We start from the raw sequence: 15,010 nt of genomic DNA on the forward strand, positions 1-15,010 counted from the left end.
TTCTGGGTAGTCAGAAGCTCGCAGGCTCTTGCCTGATCCTCTCAGGATGCTGCGAGCAGGACCCCGCCCACGACGGCCGCCAGGCCGACGGTGGTCAGGGGAGTGAGGCGTTCGCGGAGGACGAGCAGGCCGAGCAGGGTGCCGACGACGACGTTGAGGGTGCGGCCGATGGCGACGGTCTCGATCGTGGTCAGCGTCATCGCGAGCAGGACGAGTCCGTAGCTGGCCGGTGTGAGGACGGCGATCGGTACGGCGTACCGCCAGTACTGCAAGACTTGTCTCGGCCGGACGGCCGCGGTGAGCAGGGCGACCTGCGCGAGGTTGCTCATCGCCAAGTAGGACAGCAGGTCGACGTCGAGCGTGGTGATCGCGAAGCCGTCCCACAAGGTGTAGGCGCAACTGCAGGCGGCGACCGCGAGGCCAAGGCCGACGCCGCGGCCGAGTCCGCGCCGGCCTGGGGTGCGGTCCATCAACAGGATTCCGGCGGCGACCAGCGCGGCGCCGGCCCACGTCACCATCGGCGGCAGCCCGGTCCACGGGATCGCGGCCAGCGCGACCAGGATCGGCGTCGTGCCGCGGCTGACTGGGTAGACCACCGCGAAGCCGCCCGCGCCGTACGCCTTCTGGAGCGTCACGGCGTACGCCGTGTGCAGCGCCATGCTCACCAGGGCCGCCCACCATGCAGGCCCGAGGCCGCGCCAGCCGATCAGCCCGAGCGACACCGGCGCGGTGAGCACGGTGCACAACCAGATGAGTCCCGGGCCTTGCAGTGGCGACTTCTTCAGCAGCAGGTTCCACCCGGCGTGGCAGGCGGCGGCGACGGTGAGGAGGGCGAGAGCGGTCACGTAGACAGTGTCTACAGCAAGCGAGTAGACGCTGTCTACTCACCGGCTGCTCACGCTGCGTGTCTCGCCGGTCGAGACCCCCGGTTCGACGGCCGGGCGGGGGTGTGCATAAACTCACTGGCATCATGCGGCACCAGATTCTCCTCCTTCGCTGCCGCGGCGAGGCCTGACCAGGCCGGTTCCCTCGCCGCGGAGTTCTGTCGTGCGCCGGTCGTCTGCGACCCCGTAGTACAGCCTTCCCGAGGAGAACCCGTGGCACCGAAGAACCAGCCTCAGCCCGTCCAGCAGCCCTCCGGTATGCCGGTGGCGCGCTACCGCGCCTTCCCGCCGATCGACCTGCCGGACCGCACCTGGCCCGCGAAGTCCGTCGACGCGACCCCGCGCTGGCTGTCCACCGACCTGCGCGACGGCAACCAGGCGCTGGTCGAGCCGATGTCCCCGGCCCGCAAGCGGCGGATGTTCGACCTGCTGGTCAAGATGGGCTACAAGGAGATCGAGGTCGGTTTCCCCAGCGCCAGCCAGTACGACTTCGACTTCGTCCGCTCGCTGATCGAGGGCGACGCGATCCCCGACGACGTCACCATCTCGGTGCTGACCCAGGCCCGCGAGGAGCTGATCGAGCGGACCGTGCAGTCGCTGCAGGGCTCGCCGAAGGCGACCATCCACCTGTACAACGCGACCGCGCCGCTGTTCCGCCGGGTCGTGTTCAACGTCGACAAGGCCGAGTGCCGCACGATCGCCGTCCGCGGTACCGAGACCGTGATGAAGTACGCCGACGAGATGCTGGGCGACTGCGAGTTCGGCTACCAGTACAGCCCGGAGATCTTCACCGGCACCGAGCTGGAGTTCGCGCTGGAGGTCTGCGAGGCGGTCAGCGACGTCTGGCAGCCCGCCGCGGGCCGCGAGATCATCCTGAACCTGCCGGCCACCGTCGAGATGTCCACGCCGAACGTGTACGCCGACCAGATCGAGTGGTTCGGCCGGAACCTCACCCGGCGCGAGCACAGCACGATCAGCCTGCACCCGCACAACGACCGCGGTACGGCGGTCGCCGCCACCGAGCTGGCGCTGATGGCCGGCGCCGACCGCGTCGAGGGCTGCCTGTTCGGCCACGGTGAGCGGACCGGCAACGTCGACCTGGTGACGCTGGGGATGAACCTGTTCAGCCAGGGCATCGACCCGCAGATCGACTTCTCCGACATCGACGAGATCCGCCGTACGGTCGAGTACTGCACGCAGATGCGGGTGCCCGAGCGGCAGCCGTACGCCGGTGACCTGGTCTACACGGCCTTCTCCGGCTCGCACCAGGACGCGATCAAGAAGGGCCTGGAGGCGCTCGACAAGCAGGCCGCGGCCGAGGGCCGGCCGGTCTCGGAGATCACCTGGGAAGCGCCGTACCTGCCGATCGACCCGAAGGACGTCGGCCGCTCGTACGAGGCCGTGATCCGGGTCAACTCGCAGTCCGGCAAGGGCGGCGTCGCGTACATCATGAAGTCCGAGCACCGCCTGGACCTGCCGCGCCGGCTGCAGATCGAGTTCAGCCGCGTGATCCAGCAGCACACCGACGCCGAGGGCGGCGAGGTCGGCCCGCAGGTGATGTGGGACATCTTCTCCGCCGAGTACCTGACGCCGGGGAAGCTGTCGCTGCTGACCGTCACGTCGACGTCCGGTGGCGAGGGCAACGAGACGGTCGCGGTGCAGGTCTACTCGAACGGTGTCCCGCACGAGCTGACGGGTGAGGGTAACGGTCCGGTGTCGGCGTTCGTCGACGCGATCAAGCCGCTGAAGTACGACGTCCGGGTGCTGGACTACCACGAGCACGCTCTCTCGGCCGGCGGTGACGCCCTGGCCGCGGCGTACGTCGAGTGCGAGGTCGGCGACGAGGTCTACTGGGGTGTCGGTCGCGACGCCAACATCCTCACTGCCTCGTTGAAGGCCGTGGTCTCGGCCATCAACCGCGCCACCCGGTAAATCCACGTGCGGATCATCCGCCGAGCTGCTTGGCTCGGCGGATGATCATCGCCCGCGAGGTCGACCCGCACGACGACGAGACCTTCCGCAGCTGGTACGCCGCCTTCCATGCGGGCGCCACCGACGGCCGCCCCGCCGCCCTCGTCCAGAACTGGACCGCCCTGGCCTCCTCGCTGCGCAACCCCGGCTCGGCCAAGCGCCGGATCCCGGTCGGAGCCTTCGACGGCGACCGGCTGATCGGCGCGCTGCTGTTCGAGTACCGCCTGCAGGACAACCTCGACGCGGTGTCGGTCGAGATCGACGTCCCACCGGCCGAACGCCGCCGCGGCGCGGGCACCATCTTGTGGCGCTGGGCAACGAACCGCGCCTCCGAGCTCGGCCGCACGATCTTCCAGGCCGAGCTCGGCGTCCCGTCGCCCCCCTGGCCCGGCAGCGCGTTCGCCGCCGGCCTCGGCTTCACCGTCGAACACGTCGAGGACCACCTCGTCGTACCGCTCCCGTACGACGACGCTCGCTTCGAGCGCCTGCGCACCGAAGCCGGCGACCCCACCGGCTACCGCCTGACCTCCTGGGCCGGCCCCTGCCCGCCCGAGCACCTCCAGGCGTACGTCGACCTCCACACCGCCATGGACCAGGACGTCCCCACCGGCGGCATGACCCACGCCCCGGCGCCCTGGACCACCGAACGCCTCGCCGAGAACGAGACCCGGATGGCCAAGAACTACCTGTCCCTGGTCACCATGGCCCACACCGACGACGGCACTCCCGCCGGCTACACCCTCCTCTACCTGATGCCCGGCGACCCCGACCACGCCATGCAGGACGACACCCTCGTCCTCCGCGACCACCGCGGCCACAACCTCGGCACCCACCTCAAACTCGCCAACCTCACCCAGCTCGCCGAGCACCGCACCACCCAGCGCTTCCTGCACACCTGGACCGCCCAGTCGAACGCCGCCATGCAGAAGGTCAACGCCCGCTTCGGCTTCGAGGTCGTCGAGGAGTCCCACGAGCTCGAACGCCGTACGCCCAACCTGCGCCCGGCCGCGCGCGCCGTCGTCCTCGACCGCGACGACCGGATCCTGCTGCTCCGCTTCGCCTTCGGTGACCGCCCCGACGTCTGGGCGGCGCCCGGCGGCGGTGTCGAGCCGGGGGAGTCGTTGCCTCAGGCCCTCACCCGCGAGCTGGCCGAGGAGATCGGCCTGAACCCACCGGCCGGCGCGCCGCACATCTGGCACCAGGAGGTCGTTGCCGAGGGGCATGCGGCCGGGTACGCGGGGGTGATCAACGACTACTTCCTCGTCCGCGTCGACACCCACACCCCGGGCGGCTCGATGTCGGCGGCGGAGCTGCTGGCGGAGAACGTGCACGGCCATCGCTGGTGGACGCTGCAGGAGCTCACGGCGTACGACGGTCCGGACGTGTTCTCGCCGCGGGCGCTCCCGGTCTACCTCGCCGACCTCATCAGCAACGGACCGCCCTCGGAGCCGCATCTGATCGGTCTGTGAGAGCCGTGTGTGAAGCGTGCTGGAGGGTCGTGAGAAGGCTGTTGCCGGCGGCCACGGCTGCCTAACGTCGGTGGCATGACAACGCCGTTATTCGTGCCGACCCGGACAGCTGGAGCCTGGGATGTGGAGGCTCTGCGGATCGGGCGGCGGCCCGACGGGGTTCGGGTCGGCATCGCGTTCACCAGCTTGCAGCTGCTCCGGTCGACGTGCGGCGAGCACCAGGACTGGATGCGGGTCGGGGAGCAGGAGCTGCACGACGTACTGGCTGAGCTCGGCGTCGACACCGTGCAGCTCGACCCGACCCGGATCGGGCCGCAGCCGCGGGAGCTGGTGAACCAGGGTGGCCGCTGAGCGTTTCGACCCCGAGTTCGTGGCGATGCTGAGGATCGTCGCGGTCACCGGCGCGCTCGCCGTGCTGCTCTGGATCCTCAACCACCTATAGGCGCCGCTCCCAGCTCAGACGACCTTCGTCCATGGTCGCGTGGCCGTCGGCGCCGGCGCCCACGCTCGGGTCGTGGGTCGCGATGATCACGGCGGCCCCGCGCTCGGCTTCGCGTCGCAGCAGGTCCAGCACGCGCTCGCGGTTGGTGCTGTCGAGCTCGCTGGTCGACTCGTCGGCCAGTACGACGTGCCCCTGCTGCGCCAGCCCCCGGGCGACCGCGACCCGTTGCTGCTCACCACCGGACAGCTCCTCGACCAGGTGGTCGCCGCTCTCCTCGAGCCCGACCGCCGCCAGTGCCTCGTCGATCACCCGGTCGACATCTTTCTTGCCCTCAGCAATCAACGGCAGCGCCAGGTTCTCCCGCGCGGTCAGCACCCGGGCCAGCCCGTTGCCCTGCGGCACCAGGACGACGCCCTGCTTGGACGCCCCCGGCCGGTCCACCACCGGTACGCCGTCCAGATCGACCGTGCCCGAGCGCGGCGCGATCGCGCCGGCCAGGGCCCACAGCAACGAGCTCTTCCCGGCGCCGGACGGCCCGCTGACCGCGAGCACGAACCCCGGCGGCACCCGGAACGACACGTCCGCGACGGCCACCAGTTCGCCGTACGCGACCGTCAGCCCGGTCGCTGTGATGCCCATGCTCATCGGGACCCCTCCTGGTCGATCGGGCTGAGCCGGACCTCGCCGTCCTCGGTCGTCGTGACCCGGAGCAACGTCCCCGGCGGCAGCAGGTCGGCGACGTGCGGCGGCAGCGGCAGCGACCCGTCGGTCGCGACGACCGCGAACTCCTCGCCGGAGCGGCCCTCGGACGCGATCCGCCCGTCCCGGATGGTGATCGTCCGAGGGAGCGCGGCGGCGACGTCCGGGTCGTGCGTGATCAGCAGCACCGTCATCCCGGTGGTCTGGTTGATCGTCCGGATCGCCGCCAGCACCTCGTCGCGCGCCTGGTGGTCGAGCTGGCTGGTCGGCTCGTCGGCGAGCAGCAGCCCGGGGAAGGTGGCGATGCCGACCGCGACGGCGGTGAGCTGCACCTGGCCCGGGGTGAGGCTGCTCAGTGGCGCCTTCGCCTGCTGCGCCAGGCCGACCAGCTCCAGCACCTCTTCCGGCGTCGGCAGCTCCCGGTCGCGCGGCGCGGCCTTCTGCGCGTACCGGATGTTGTCGATCGGCGTCAGGTAGGGGATCAGGTTCCGCCCCGCGCCCTGCAGCACGATCCCGACATCGGCCGCGCGCATCCGGTCCAGCTCGGCCTCGGTCATCGTCGCGATGTTGTGGTCGCCGATGTGCAGCCGTCCCGCGCTCGGCGTCAGCAGCCCGCCGCACAGCTGCAGCAGCGTCGACTTGCCCGCACCCGAAGGACCGAGCAGCCCGACCAGCTCGCCCGGCCGGACCGAGATGCCGATCCCGGACAGCGCGGCGACGTCGTGGCCCTGGCTGCGGTAGATGTGCACCAGTCCGCTGGTGGCGATCGCGAGCCCGCTCATGACAGCTCCTCCTTGATCCGGCTGTAGCCGGCCCGGCGGTTCACGCCCGAGCCGAGCAGCACCGTGGTCAGGGTCAGTACGACGGTCCCGATCAGCCACAGCACCCCGGCGACCGCCCAGTTCGTGCCCAGGTCGAGCGGGATCGGCGACGGCTCACCGGTCTCGGCGAACAGGGGGATCAGCGGCAGTGCGACCTTCGCCCCGACCACTCCGCAGATCGACCCGAGCAGGACGGCGAGCGCGACCGGCCCGGTCTGCTCCCACCGGGCGGCCCGCCCGGTCGTCGACGCCGGGACGCCGGTGATCTTGAGGCTCGCGTAGTCCTGCGCCCGCGACCGCCACGAGGTGACCACCATCAGCAGCAGCACGATGATCGCCAGCGACCACCCGGCCACGCCGATCACCGGTGTCAGCTGCAGCGCCAGCGCACTCGCCGACCGCCCGTACGCCGCCTCACGCTCGGCGCTCTGGTCGACGAGCTGCGCCTCGAACCCGGCCTTCTTCAGCGCCTCGACCACTTGGTCGGCGCGCGTCACGCCCGCGTCGTTCAGCCAGACCTCGAACGACATCACGGTCAGCGCGACGGTGCCGCCGAGCCGGCGCATCGTCTCCAGGTCGACCACCGCGGACCGTTCGGGGTACCGGTTGACCGGTCCGGTGAGCCGGTCGATCGGCGCGACCCGGAACGCGATCCCGTCCAGGCCGGGCGCCGTCGTACTGTCGGTCAGCGCGTAGTCCTTGCTGACCAGCGTCGGGACCAGCGGCGGCGCGGAGCCGTGCTGGAGCACGGTCTCGAGCGCGATGCTGGTGACGTGCAGCTCGAGGCCGCCGGCCGGTCCGTCCTCGGCACTGATCTCGCCGGTGTTCTCGCTGAGCTGCGGGATCTCCACCCAGTCCGGCCCTGATCCGAGCGCGACGCTCGGCTGCGTGCTGGTGCCGAACTTGCTGATGATCACGTCGCCCTCGATCCCGGACTGGTCGTCGAGGTCGCGGCTGATGCCCAGCCGCAGCAGCTGGCAGCCCGCTTCGCAGGGGATGCTCGTGGTCAGGTCGACCGCGCGTCCGGGGTTCAGCGGCAGCTTCGGGAAGCTCGCGACGTACCGGCCGCCGTCGCGCAGGCTGACCACGGTGGCCTCGATGATCACGGCCTTGGCGGGGTCCTGCTCGGGCGGGGGCGTGCCGTCGACGGTCTCCGGGATGACCGGCTTCATCGGGCTGGTGCTCGCGGTGATCCGCAGCTCGTCGCCCTTCAGCTCGATCGGCGCGGGCTTGGCCGGTGTGGTGAGGCGCTGCAGCCCCTCGGCGTCGGTGAGCTGCTGACCTTCGTACGCGATCCGTCCGAAGCTGCCCGGCTCGATCATCATCGTGCGCAGCGATCCGGGGGCGGTGGTCCGGCCGATCAGGACGGGGGAGAGCCACTGCCGATCGCGGTCGAGCCCGTCCAGGACCTTGGTGAACTCGCCGAGGCTGCCCGGGCTCACGTTGATGACACCCGCCGCGCCGGCCTCGTACCCGGCGCGGGTCTCCCGGTTGTGCGCGGCAACGGACGCGGCCTGGCCGGCGAACGACACCAGCGCCGTGGCGACAGCTACTACTGCCACGATCCGGGTCACCGCTGGTCGGCGGGAGACCTGCAGCGCGCCTAGAGCGAGTCCGAGCCGTCCAGCGCGTAGGGCTTGCCTGCTGATGAACGCAGCTGCTGGGAGTAGGAGGTGGGCGAACGTCAGGCCGACAGCCAGCGCGAGCAGCGTCGGGGTCAGTACTGGCAGCGGACCGCGCCCGCCACCGGTCAGCGCACCGACGAGTCCAGCAGTCGCCAGTACGACGATGGCTACGTCAGCAATCGCCACTACCTTGGCCCGGCGCCGCGGCACGACGCGTCGGAGCAGCGTGGAGATCGGCTGCCGCGCTACCGACCGTACGGTCCACAGCACGACAGCGACGCCGATCACCAGGGCTAGGCCGAGCGCGGCCGGCACTGTCCAGTGGAACTCGAGTGGGGAGCCGTTGTTCAACCAGGTTGCTCTGACCACCAGCAACAGGCCGAACCCGGACAGGATCCCCAGCAACATGCCGATCGCCACTGGTGCGCCCAGCTCCAGCGCCAGCGCCCGGCCGGCCCGGCGAGCGCTGGAGCCGCGCAGCCTGGCTACGGCGAGCTCTGGCCGGCGCTGGTCGACCACAGCCGCCAGTGCGAGTGCCAGCACGACCACACCGAACAGGGCGACCTGGACCATCACCAGCGGGATGATCGTCGCGGCCTGCTTGCGCTCGGCGCTGATCGAGTCGATCAGGCTGACCAGAGCCGAGGTGTTGGAGGCGTTGTACTCCAGCTCGCCGGCGGTCGCCCCGACCTCGATGGTGACGGCCTTCAGCCGGTCCAGGTCCTTCAACCGGGTCAGCCCGGGCAGCGGCCGGGTGTCGACGGTGTTGCGCTGGCCCCAGGCCGACTGGTCGAAGGTGACCTGCGGCGTCATCAGCTTGTCGAGCTGACCGTCGTCCTCGCCGATCGGCGGGTACGAGCGCCCGGTCGGCGGGCTGCCGAACCAGTAGATGTCCTTCGGGTCCACCGCCCGGTAGAGCCCGACGACGGTGAGTTTGCCGCTGCCGACGTACTGGGTCGGGATGATGTCGAGGCGCTGCCCGAGCTTGACGTCGTGGTTGTTGACGTCGGCGACCGACGCGACGACCTCGTTCGGCGCGGTCGCGCAGCGGCCCGCGGTGATCGTCAGATGCTCGCAGAAGTCGGCCCGCCAGGTGATCCGCGCCTGCGGTTTCGGCGCGGTGATCTCGGGGCCGGTGATCCAGTTGACGTCGACGTGGGTGCCGTACACCGGCGCGCTGAAGAGTGGCCGAACGTCGGCCGGGACCAGGTTGGCCAGCTTGTCCGGCGCGGTCGGCTTGCTGGTGATCCTGCTGGTCGGCGGGGGCAGCGCCTCGAGCTGCCAGGCCGCCTGCAGCGGGCGGTTGGTCAGCATCTCGGTCGTGACGGTCTGCTCGACCGAGCGGGAGAACCACGGCGCGAACGACGCGCAGGTCCCGATCAGCAGACTGACCCCGGCCAGGACGACCGCCTGGGACCACCGGTAACGCAACGCCCGGCCCAGAAACATCTTTCCGTACCCCCCAGCAGTGCGTGAAACCCTGCCGAGAACTTACGGAACCGCCGGTGTCACGTCAGGACGTGAACAGGCACCGATGCGGTTTCGTTGTGCACCTTTGCGTCTGGGCGCAATCGTTGCTACCGCCCGAATACTGTCCGTCACCGTGGGTCGATGCGCCGGGCGGTTCGCCGTTTCAGGGATGCTTGTCCCATGACGGATCCGAAGGTCACGCTGGAGCTGGACAGGCCGCAGGGTGGATCACTCGACGCACTGATGGCACTGCCCACCGGCGAGGTTCGCGCGTACGCCGTACTGGCGCACCGCGCGCCCGGCTCCGTGGACGTGATCGTGGACGTCCTGACCCGGTCGGGGATCGCCGTGCTGGCCTTCGAGATCGGCGCCGCCGGCGCGGTCGCCGACGTGGTCCTGGCGGCGTACCACCTGCGCGCGAACTTCGAGCCGCCGGAGATCCTGATCGGTCACTCGCTCGGTGGCGTCGCGGTGCTGTCGGCCTCGCACCTGGTGCCGGAGATCCGCGCGGTGGTGACGATCAACGCGCCGGCCGGGGAGATCCCGCCGCCGCGGACCGCGCTGCTGGTGATGCACGCGCCGAACGACCAGCAGGTCGGCATCCAGAACGCCGGCCACCTGTTCGTCGCGGCCCGGCACCCGAAGTCGTTCATCGCCCTCGACGGCGCCGACCACGCGCTGTCGGTCGCCGCCGACGCGACGTACGCCGCGACCATGATCGGCGCCTGGGCCGGCCGCTACCTGAGCACCCCCGCGCCGCCGGTCCCGTCCGGACTGACGATGGGGCATCACGTCCTGGTCCGCGAGAACGGCCTCCCGTACGCCCAGACCATCACCGCCGGCCGGCACCGCCTGACCGCCGACGAGCCGGTTCCGCTCGGCCGCGACACCGGGCCCACGCCGTACGACCTGCTGCTCGCGTCGCTCGGCTCCTGCACGTCGATGACGATCCGGATGTACGCCGAACGCAAGCAGATCCCGCTCCGCGACGTCTCGGTCGAGCTCCGGCACGCCCGCATCCACGCCAAGGACTGCGAGAACTGCGAGACGGCGTCCGGGATGCTCGACCGGATCGACCTGCGGATCAAGCTCGACGGCGACCTCACGCCCGAGCACCGCGAGAAGCTGCTCGCGATCGCCGGGAAGTGCCCGGTGCACCGCACGCTGCACTCGGAGATCCAGATCCGGACCGCCATCGCCGACTGAGATCGCGGCCGGAGGGAGTAAGTTCGGACCCATGCGTGAATCCCAGCTCGGAGAACTCACCGTGTCCGCCCTCGGCCTCGGCTGCATGGGCATGTCGCAGTCCTACGGCAGCACCGACGACACCGAGTCGATCGCGACCGTGCACGCCGCGATCGACGCCGGCTGCACCTTCCTCGACACCGCCGACGTGTACGGCGACGGCGCCAACGAGGAGCTGCTCGGCCGCGCGCTGGTGGGCCGCCGCGACCAGGTCACCCTCGCGACCAAGTTCGGTTTCGCCCGCAGCGCCGCAGGCGAGCAGGTCCCGAACGTCGTCAACGGCACCCCGGCGTACGCCCGGGAGGCGCTGGACGCCTCCCTGCGCCGCCTCGGCGTCGACCACGTCGACCTCTGGTACCTGCACCGCCGCGACCCCCAGGTCCCCATCGAGGAAACGGTCGGCGCGATGGCCGAGGCCGTCCAGGCAGGCAAGGTCCGCTACCTGGGCCTGTCCGAGGTCAACGGCGACACCGTCCGCGCGGCCCACGCCGTCCACCCGATCACCGCGGTCCAGAGCGAGTGGTCCCTGTGGACCCGCGACCCCGAAACGGTCGTCCTCCCGACGCTGCGCGAGCTCGGCATCGGCTTCGTCCCCTTCAGCCCCCTGGGCCGCGGCTTCCTCACCGGCCAGATCAAGTCCCCCGCCGACTTCGCCCCCGACGACATGCGCGCCGGCCTCCCGCGCTTCACCGGCGACAACTTCCAGAAGAACCTGGACCTCGTCGCCCAGGTACGAACGCTGGCCGAAGCCCGAGACGTCACCCCAGGCCAACTCGCCCTCGCCTGGCTCCTTGCCCAAGGCAACGACATAGCCCCCATCCCCGGCACCAAGCGCCGCAAGTACCTCACCGAGAACCTCGCCGCCGCCGACCTGGCCCTCACCCCCGAAGAACTCACCACCCTGAACGACGCCTTCCCGCCGGACTCAGCCGCCGGCACCCGCTACAACGAAGCCGCCTTGAAGCTGGTCAGCAAGTGACCCAAGGCAACCCGTCGGCTCCCGACCCGAGCAATCCCGCGAGTGCCTCCGCGGCGGGCACCTCCGTCGAGGGCGCTCCCGCTGCGGGCGCGCCTGGCGCGATCACGCTGGGCGCGACCACCTCGGGCGAGGTCACCCCGGACCCGTCCACGCCGGGCGCGTCCACGTCGGCCCCAGCCCCTCCGGGCGCGACGACCCCGGACCCGACCACCCCATCCGTTCCTCCCCGCGCCGCGGCGGCGAGCACCTCAGGCAACGTCCCCGGCGCCCTCAGCGGCGAGCAACCACTCATCGCCGTCACCGGCTCCACCGGCAAGCTCGGCTCCAGAATCGCCCGCCAGCTAGCGAACGCCGGCGCCCACCAACGCCTCCTCGTCAGAGACCCAGCACGAGCCCCCCAGCTCGACAACACAGAGGTAGCCCAAGCCAGCTACGGCGACCACAACGCCCTCCTCGACGCCCTCGACGGCGTCGACACCCTCCTGCTGCTCAGCGCCACCGAGTCCGCCGACCGGGTCTCCTTGCACAAGGCAACGATCGACTCCGCCGTCGCCGCCGGCGTCCGGCACATCGTCTACACCAGCTTCGTCGGCGCCGCCCCGAACGCGACCTTCACCTTCGCCCGCGACCACTGGCACACCGAGCAGCACCTCCGCGCCACCGGCGTCGACTTCACCTTCCTGCGCGACAACCTGTACCTCGACTTCGTCCCCGGCTTCGTCGGCGAGGACGACACGATCCGCGGCCCCGCCGGCGACGGCCGCGTGGCCGCCGTACTCCGCAACGACGTCGCCGCGTCAGCCACCCGGGTCCTCCTCGACCCCGCGGCCCACGCCGGTACGACGTACGACCTCACCGGCCCGACCGCCTTCTCCCTGACCGAGGTCGCAGCCCTCCTCTCCGAGACCCGCGGCCGCCGCATCCGCTACGAACCGGAGACCCTCGACGAGGCCTACCGCTCCCGCGAACGCTTCGGCGCCCCCGCCTGGGAGGTCGCCGGCTGGGTCACGTCGTACGCCGCCATCGCCAGCGGCGAGCTCAGCACCGTCACCTCAGCCGTGGAGCAGCTCACCGGCCACAAGCCGACCGGCCTCGCGGAGTACGTCAACACCCTCCTCTGAAGCCTGGCCGCCGCGCACTGTCGGCCCCGTTTGAGACACTGTCCCCGTGCCGCTCTACCGTGACGAAGCCATCGTGCTCCGAACCCAGAAACTGGGCGAAGCCGACCGCATCGCCACCCTGCTGACCCGCTCCCACGGCAAGATCCGCGCCGTCGCGAAGGGCGTCCGCCGTACGTCGTCCCGCTTCGGCGCCCGCCTGGAGCCGTTCAGCCACGTGGACCTCCAACTGGCGACCGGCCGCACCCTCGACGTCGTCACCCAAGCCGTCTCCATCGCCGCCTACGGCGAAGGCATCGTCTCCGACTACGCCCGCTACACCACCGGCGCCGTCCTCCTGGAAACAGTCGACCGCCTGGTCGTAGAAGAAAAAGAACCAGCCACCCAACAACACCTCCTACTAGCCGGAGCCCTCCGGGTCCTCTCCAAAGGCGAACGAGAACCCCGCCTGATCCTCGATTCCTTCCTCCTACGCTCCCTGGCCATCTCCGGTTACGCCCCCTCCTTCGAGGACTGCGCCAAGTGCGGCGAACCAGGCCCTCACCGAGCCTTCAACCCCTCCGCCGGCGGCATGGTCTGCACCTCCTGCCGCCCACCCGCCTCCGCCATGCCCGCCCCCGCCACCATCACCCTCCTGGCCGCCCTCCTCACCGGCGACTGGCCCACCGCCGAACGCACCGACCCCAAAACCCGCCGAGAAGCCGACACCCTCGTAGCCGCCTTCGTAGCCTGGCACCTCGACCGCCTCCGCTCCCTCCGCCACCTGGACCTGAGCACGACGCCAGCGACCCCACTCCCAGGCACAGAAACCGCCAACTGACGCGGACGTCAGCGCCCCCGCTCCCAGGCACAGAGACCGCCAACTGACGCGGACGTCAGCGCCCCCGCTCCCAGGCACAGAGACCGCCAACTGACCCGGCCGTCAGCGGTCCCGCCTCAGGCACAGAAACCGCCAACTGACCCGGCCGTCGGCGACCCCACTCCCAGGCAGCGGGACCGCCAACTAGCGCGGCCGTCAGCGACCGCGACCCTGCTCTTGCCCCGGCTTAGCGGCCTCGGCCGACCGCCGAAGCACCGCGTGATCGTGCTCTGAAGCAACTGCGCCAAGCGCATCGGGCATCCCATCCAGCGCCTGCTGCTTCGACCTGTGAAGCTGATCCGCGGGCCGCGACGCGGCGGCCCTTTGCTGACCTGCCCGGACGCGGGCATCCAACCGCTGAGCGAACCCACGAATCTGCGGTTGCTCGACCAGCTTGCCGATCAGCGCCAAGATCGTTCGCGGGTCGCGCCGGTTGCGGCCGACCAGGTCCTCGATCGCCGCCAGGACCCGATCCGGGTTCTCCTCGAGCTTCCGGCTGAGGAACTCGGAGAGCCGCTCGACCCGCATCGCGTGCGGGCCGGTGCTCGGCGGCGCGAAGTCCTTGACGTTCTCGGTGACCAGGACGTCCGAGCGGCTGTGTACGGCGCCCGCGAGCACGTGCTGGTCCTTCGCGTCGGCGTGCATCTCGGGTTCGAGCCCGGCGGGTACGTCGGTCATGGCGCGCGGAAAGTACCCGTTCATCGCGTCGATCCGGCCGTCGATCTTCGACTCCGGCACGCCGGGCGGCCGGTTGCGGCGCATCTCGTCCAGGACCTGCTGCGTCCAGCGCGGATCGAAGACGTCGCGAGCAGCCATCGACAGCAGAAGGTCGTTGGTGAGCTGGCCACGGATGACGTTCGCGTCGAGAAACGCCCGCTCGGGCCGCCCCAGGTTCAGCGGCGCCGAACGGGTCATGTGTGCCGCGGACCCTCGTCAGTCGCGTCCCACGGGTCCTCGTCAAGCAGGTCGCGGACTCCCTCGGCCCGCGCGGTACGCCGTTCGTTGTCCCAGGCAATCAGCGTGGCGAGGTCGACCCAGTCGATCCCCGCGGTGGAACGAAACGGGATCGCACCCTCCGCGACGTACGCGCGGAGGTCGTCGCGCGCCAGCCCGATCGCGTCCGCCGCCTCATCGATCGGCAGCTCGGGCCGCAGCGGCGCGATCTTCACCGCCATCCCAGCACGCATCGCCTCGATCACGTGCTGAACCGCGGCATGCACCAGCGGCGGAAGGTCCTCCCGTACGCCGTCCGGCCCGACCAGGAACGGACCGGCAGGGGAGATCCGGCGCTGGTCCGCGTCCAGCAGGTAGATCCGCGCGTCGCTCATAGATCCCGGCATGATCGAAGCTTAGTCAGCTCGACGCCTGAGTACGGCGACGTACGCAGGCCCCGAAACGCCTCGTCCAACGCCCTCACCGCAGGAGCTG

Annotated in this window: 13 protein-coding genes; 7 read left to right on the forward strand and 6 right to left on the reverse strand. The window is 70.7% G+C overall.

Annotation, left to right across the window (positions count from 1 at the left end):
* Nucleotides 1-41: 41 nt before the first annotated feature.
* Nucleotides 42-845 carry a hypothetical protein gene (locus AB0M01_RS27975; RefSeq protein ID WP_363674600.1) on the reverse strand — a complete coding sequence of 268 codons (804 nt, stop codon included), beginning with the start codon at nucleotides 843-845 and terminating at the stop codon, nucleotides 42-44.
* A gap of 297 nt (nucleotides 846-1,142) precedes the next feature.
* Here AB0M01_RS27975 and leuA point away from each other — a divergent pair, with 297 nt between their 5' ends.
* From leuA to AB0M01_RS27990, 3 genes are all read left to right on the forward strand, one after another.
* Nucleotides 1,143-2,816, forward strand: a complete 1,674-nt coding sequence (leuA, locus tag AB0M01_RS27980) for a 2-isopropylmalate synthase (protein WP_363674979.1) — start codon at nucleotides 1,143-1,145, stop codon at nucleotides 2,814-2,816.
* 41 nt (nucleotides 2,817-2,857) lie between these two features.
* Nucleotides 2,858-4,324, forward strand: a complete 1,467-nt coding sequence (locus AB0M01_RS27985; RefSeq protein ID WP_363674602.1) for a GNAT family N-acetyltransferase — start codon at nucleotides 2,858-2,860, stop codon at nucleotides 4,322-4,324.
* 75 nt (nucleotides 4,325-4,399) lie between these two features.
* Nucleotides 4,400-4,675: an SAV_915 family protein gene (locus AB0M01_RS27990; RefSeq protein ID WP_363674604.1), complete on the forward strand. Its 276-nt coding sequence runs from the start codon at nucleotides 4,400-4,402 to the stop codon at nucleotides 4,673-4,675.
* Nucleotides 4,676-4,760: 85 nt separating this feature from the next.
* Here the strand turns inward: AB0M01_RS27990 and AB0M01_RS27995 are convergent, their stop codons facing one another.
* From AB0M01_RS27995 to AB0M01_RS28005, 3 genes are read right to left on the reverse strand one after another with little or no spacing between them, the layout of a single operon-like run.
* Complete coding sequence (locus tag AB0M01_RS27995; protein ID WP_363674606.1) at nucleotides 4,761-5,411, reverse strand: ATP-binding cassette domain-containing protein; 651 nt, start codon at nucleotides 5,409-5,411, stop codon at nucleotides 4,761-4,763.
* Complete coding sequence (locus tag AB0M01_RS28000; protein ID WP_363674608.1) at nucleotides 5,408-6,247, reverse strand: ATP-binding cassette domain-containing protein; 840 nt, start codon at nucleotides 6,245-6,247, stop codon at nucleotides 5,408-5,410. Before AB0M01_RS28000 ends, AB0M01_RS27995 begins: the two co-directional genes overlap by 4 nt.
* Nucleotides 6,244-9,360 (reverse strand): ABC transporter permease, encoded by a 3,117-nt coding sequence (locus AB0M01_RS28005; protein WP_363674610.1) that lies wholly within the window; start codon nucleotides 9,358-9,360, stop codon nucleotides 6,244-6,246. The genes AB0M01_RS28000 and AB0M01_RS28005 overlap by 4 nt, the downstream gene beginning before the upstream one ends.
* A gap of 201 nt (nucleotides 9,361-9,561) precedes the next feature.
* Between AB0M01_RS28005 and AB0M01_RS28010 the strand changes: the two genes are divergently transcribed.
* Genes AB0M01_RS28010 through recO form a run of 4 tightly spaced genes read left to right on the forward strand, consistent with a single transcriptional unit; the run spans nucleotide 9,562 to nucleotide 13,543 of the window.
* A complete protein-coding gene (locus AB0M01_RS28010; RefSeq protein ID WP_363674612.1) occupies nucleotides 9,562-10,587 on the forward strand; it encodes an OsmC family protein in 1,026 nt (341 codons plus the stop codon).
* A 31-nt stretch (nucleotides 10,588-10,618) separates the two neighbouring features.
* A complete protein-coding gene (locus AB0M01_RS28015) occupies nucleotides 10,619-11,605 on the forward strand; it encodes an aldo/keto reductase (RefSeq protein ID WP_363674614.1) in 987 nt (328 codons plus the stop codon).
* Nucleotides 11,602-12,726: an NAD(P)H-binding protein gene (locus AB0M01_RS28020; RefSeq protein WP_363674616.1), complete on the forward strand. Its 1,125-nt coding sequence runs from the start codon at nucleotides 11,602-11,604 to the stop codon at nucleotides 12,724-12,726. The genes AB0M01_RS28015 and AB0M01_RS28020 overlap by 4 nt, the downstream gene beginning before the upstream one ends.
* A gap of 46 nt (nucleotides 12,727-12,772) precedes the next feature.
* Nucleotides 12,773-13,543, forward strand: coding sequence for a DNA repair protein RecO (gene recO, locus AB0M01_RS28025; protein WP_363674618.1), 771 nt, complete (start codon nucleotides 12,773-12,775; stop codon nucleotides 13,541-13,543).
* A 195-nt stretch (nucleotides 13,544-13,738) separates the two neighbouring features.
* Here the strand turns inward: recO and AB0M01_RS28030 are convergent, their stop codons facing one another.
* Both AB0M01_RS28030 and AB0M01_RS28035 read right to left on the reverse strand, forming a co-directional pair.
* Nucleotides 13,739-14,497 carry a PIN domain-containing protein gene (locus tag AB0M01_RS28030; RefSeq protein ID WP_363674620.1) on the reverse strand — a complete coding sequence of 253 codons (759 nt, stop codon included), beginning with the start codon at nucleotides 14,495-14,497 and terminating at the stop codon, nucleotides 13,739-13,741.
* Entirely contained in the window at nucleotides 14,494-14,922 is a 429-nt protein-coding gene (locus AB0M01_RS28035; RefSeq protein WP_363674622.1) for a hypothetical protein, read from the reverse strand. The genes AB0M01_RS28030 and AB0M01_RS28035 overlap by 4 nt, the downstream gene beginning before the upstream one ends.
* Nucleotides 14,923-15,010 lie beyond the last annotated feature (88 nt).

This window comes from Kribbella sp. NPDC051770, from assembly GCF_040681455.1.
Taxonomy (GTDB): Bacteria; Actinomycetota; Actinomycetes; order Propionibacteriales; family Kribbellaceae; genus Kribbella.

Coding starts and splice junctions, on each gene's coding strand:
- leuA (WP_363674979.1), top strand. CDS start 1,143: ATGCCGGTGGCGCGCTACCGCGCCTTCCCGCCGATCGACCTGCCGGAC.
- AB0M01_RS27985 (WP_363674602.1), top strand. CDS start 2,858: ATGATCATCGCCCGCGAGGTCGACCCGCACGACGACGAGACCTTCCGC.
- AB0M01_RS27990 (WP_363674604.1), top strand. CDS start 4,400: ATGACAACGCCGTTATTCGTGCCGACCCGGACAGCTGGAGCCTGGGAT.
- AB0M01_RS27995 (WP_363674606.1), bottom strand. CDS start 5,411: ATGAGCATGGGCATCACAGCGACCGGGCTGACGGTCGCGTACGGCGAA.
- AB0M01_RS28000 (WP_363674608.1), bottom strand. CDS start 6,247: ATGAGCGGGCTCGCGATCGCCACCAGCGGACTGGTGCACATCTACCGC.
- AB0M01_RS28005 (WP_363674610.1), bottom strand. CDS start 9,360: ATGTTTCTGGGCCGGGCGTTGCGTTACCGGTGGTCCCAGGCGGTCGTC.
- AB0M01_RS28010 (WP_363674612.1), top strand. CDS start 9,562: ATGACGGATCCGAAGGTCACGCTGGAGCTGGACAGGCCGCAGGGTGGA.
- AB0M01_RS28015 (WP_363674614.1), top strand. CDS start 10,619: ATGCGTGAATCCCAGCTCGGAGAACTCACCGTGTCCGCCCTCGGCCTC.
- AB0M01_RS28030 (WP_363674620.1), bottom strand. CDS start 14,497: ATGACCCGTTCGGCGCCGCTGAACCTGGGGCGGCCCGAGCGGGCGTTT.
- AB0M01_RS28035 (WP_363674622.1), bottom strand. CDS start 14,922: ATGCCGGGATCTATGAGCGACGCGCGGATCTACCTGCTGGACGCGGAC.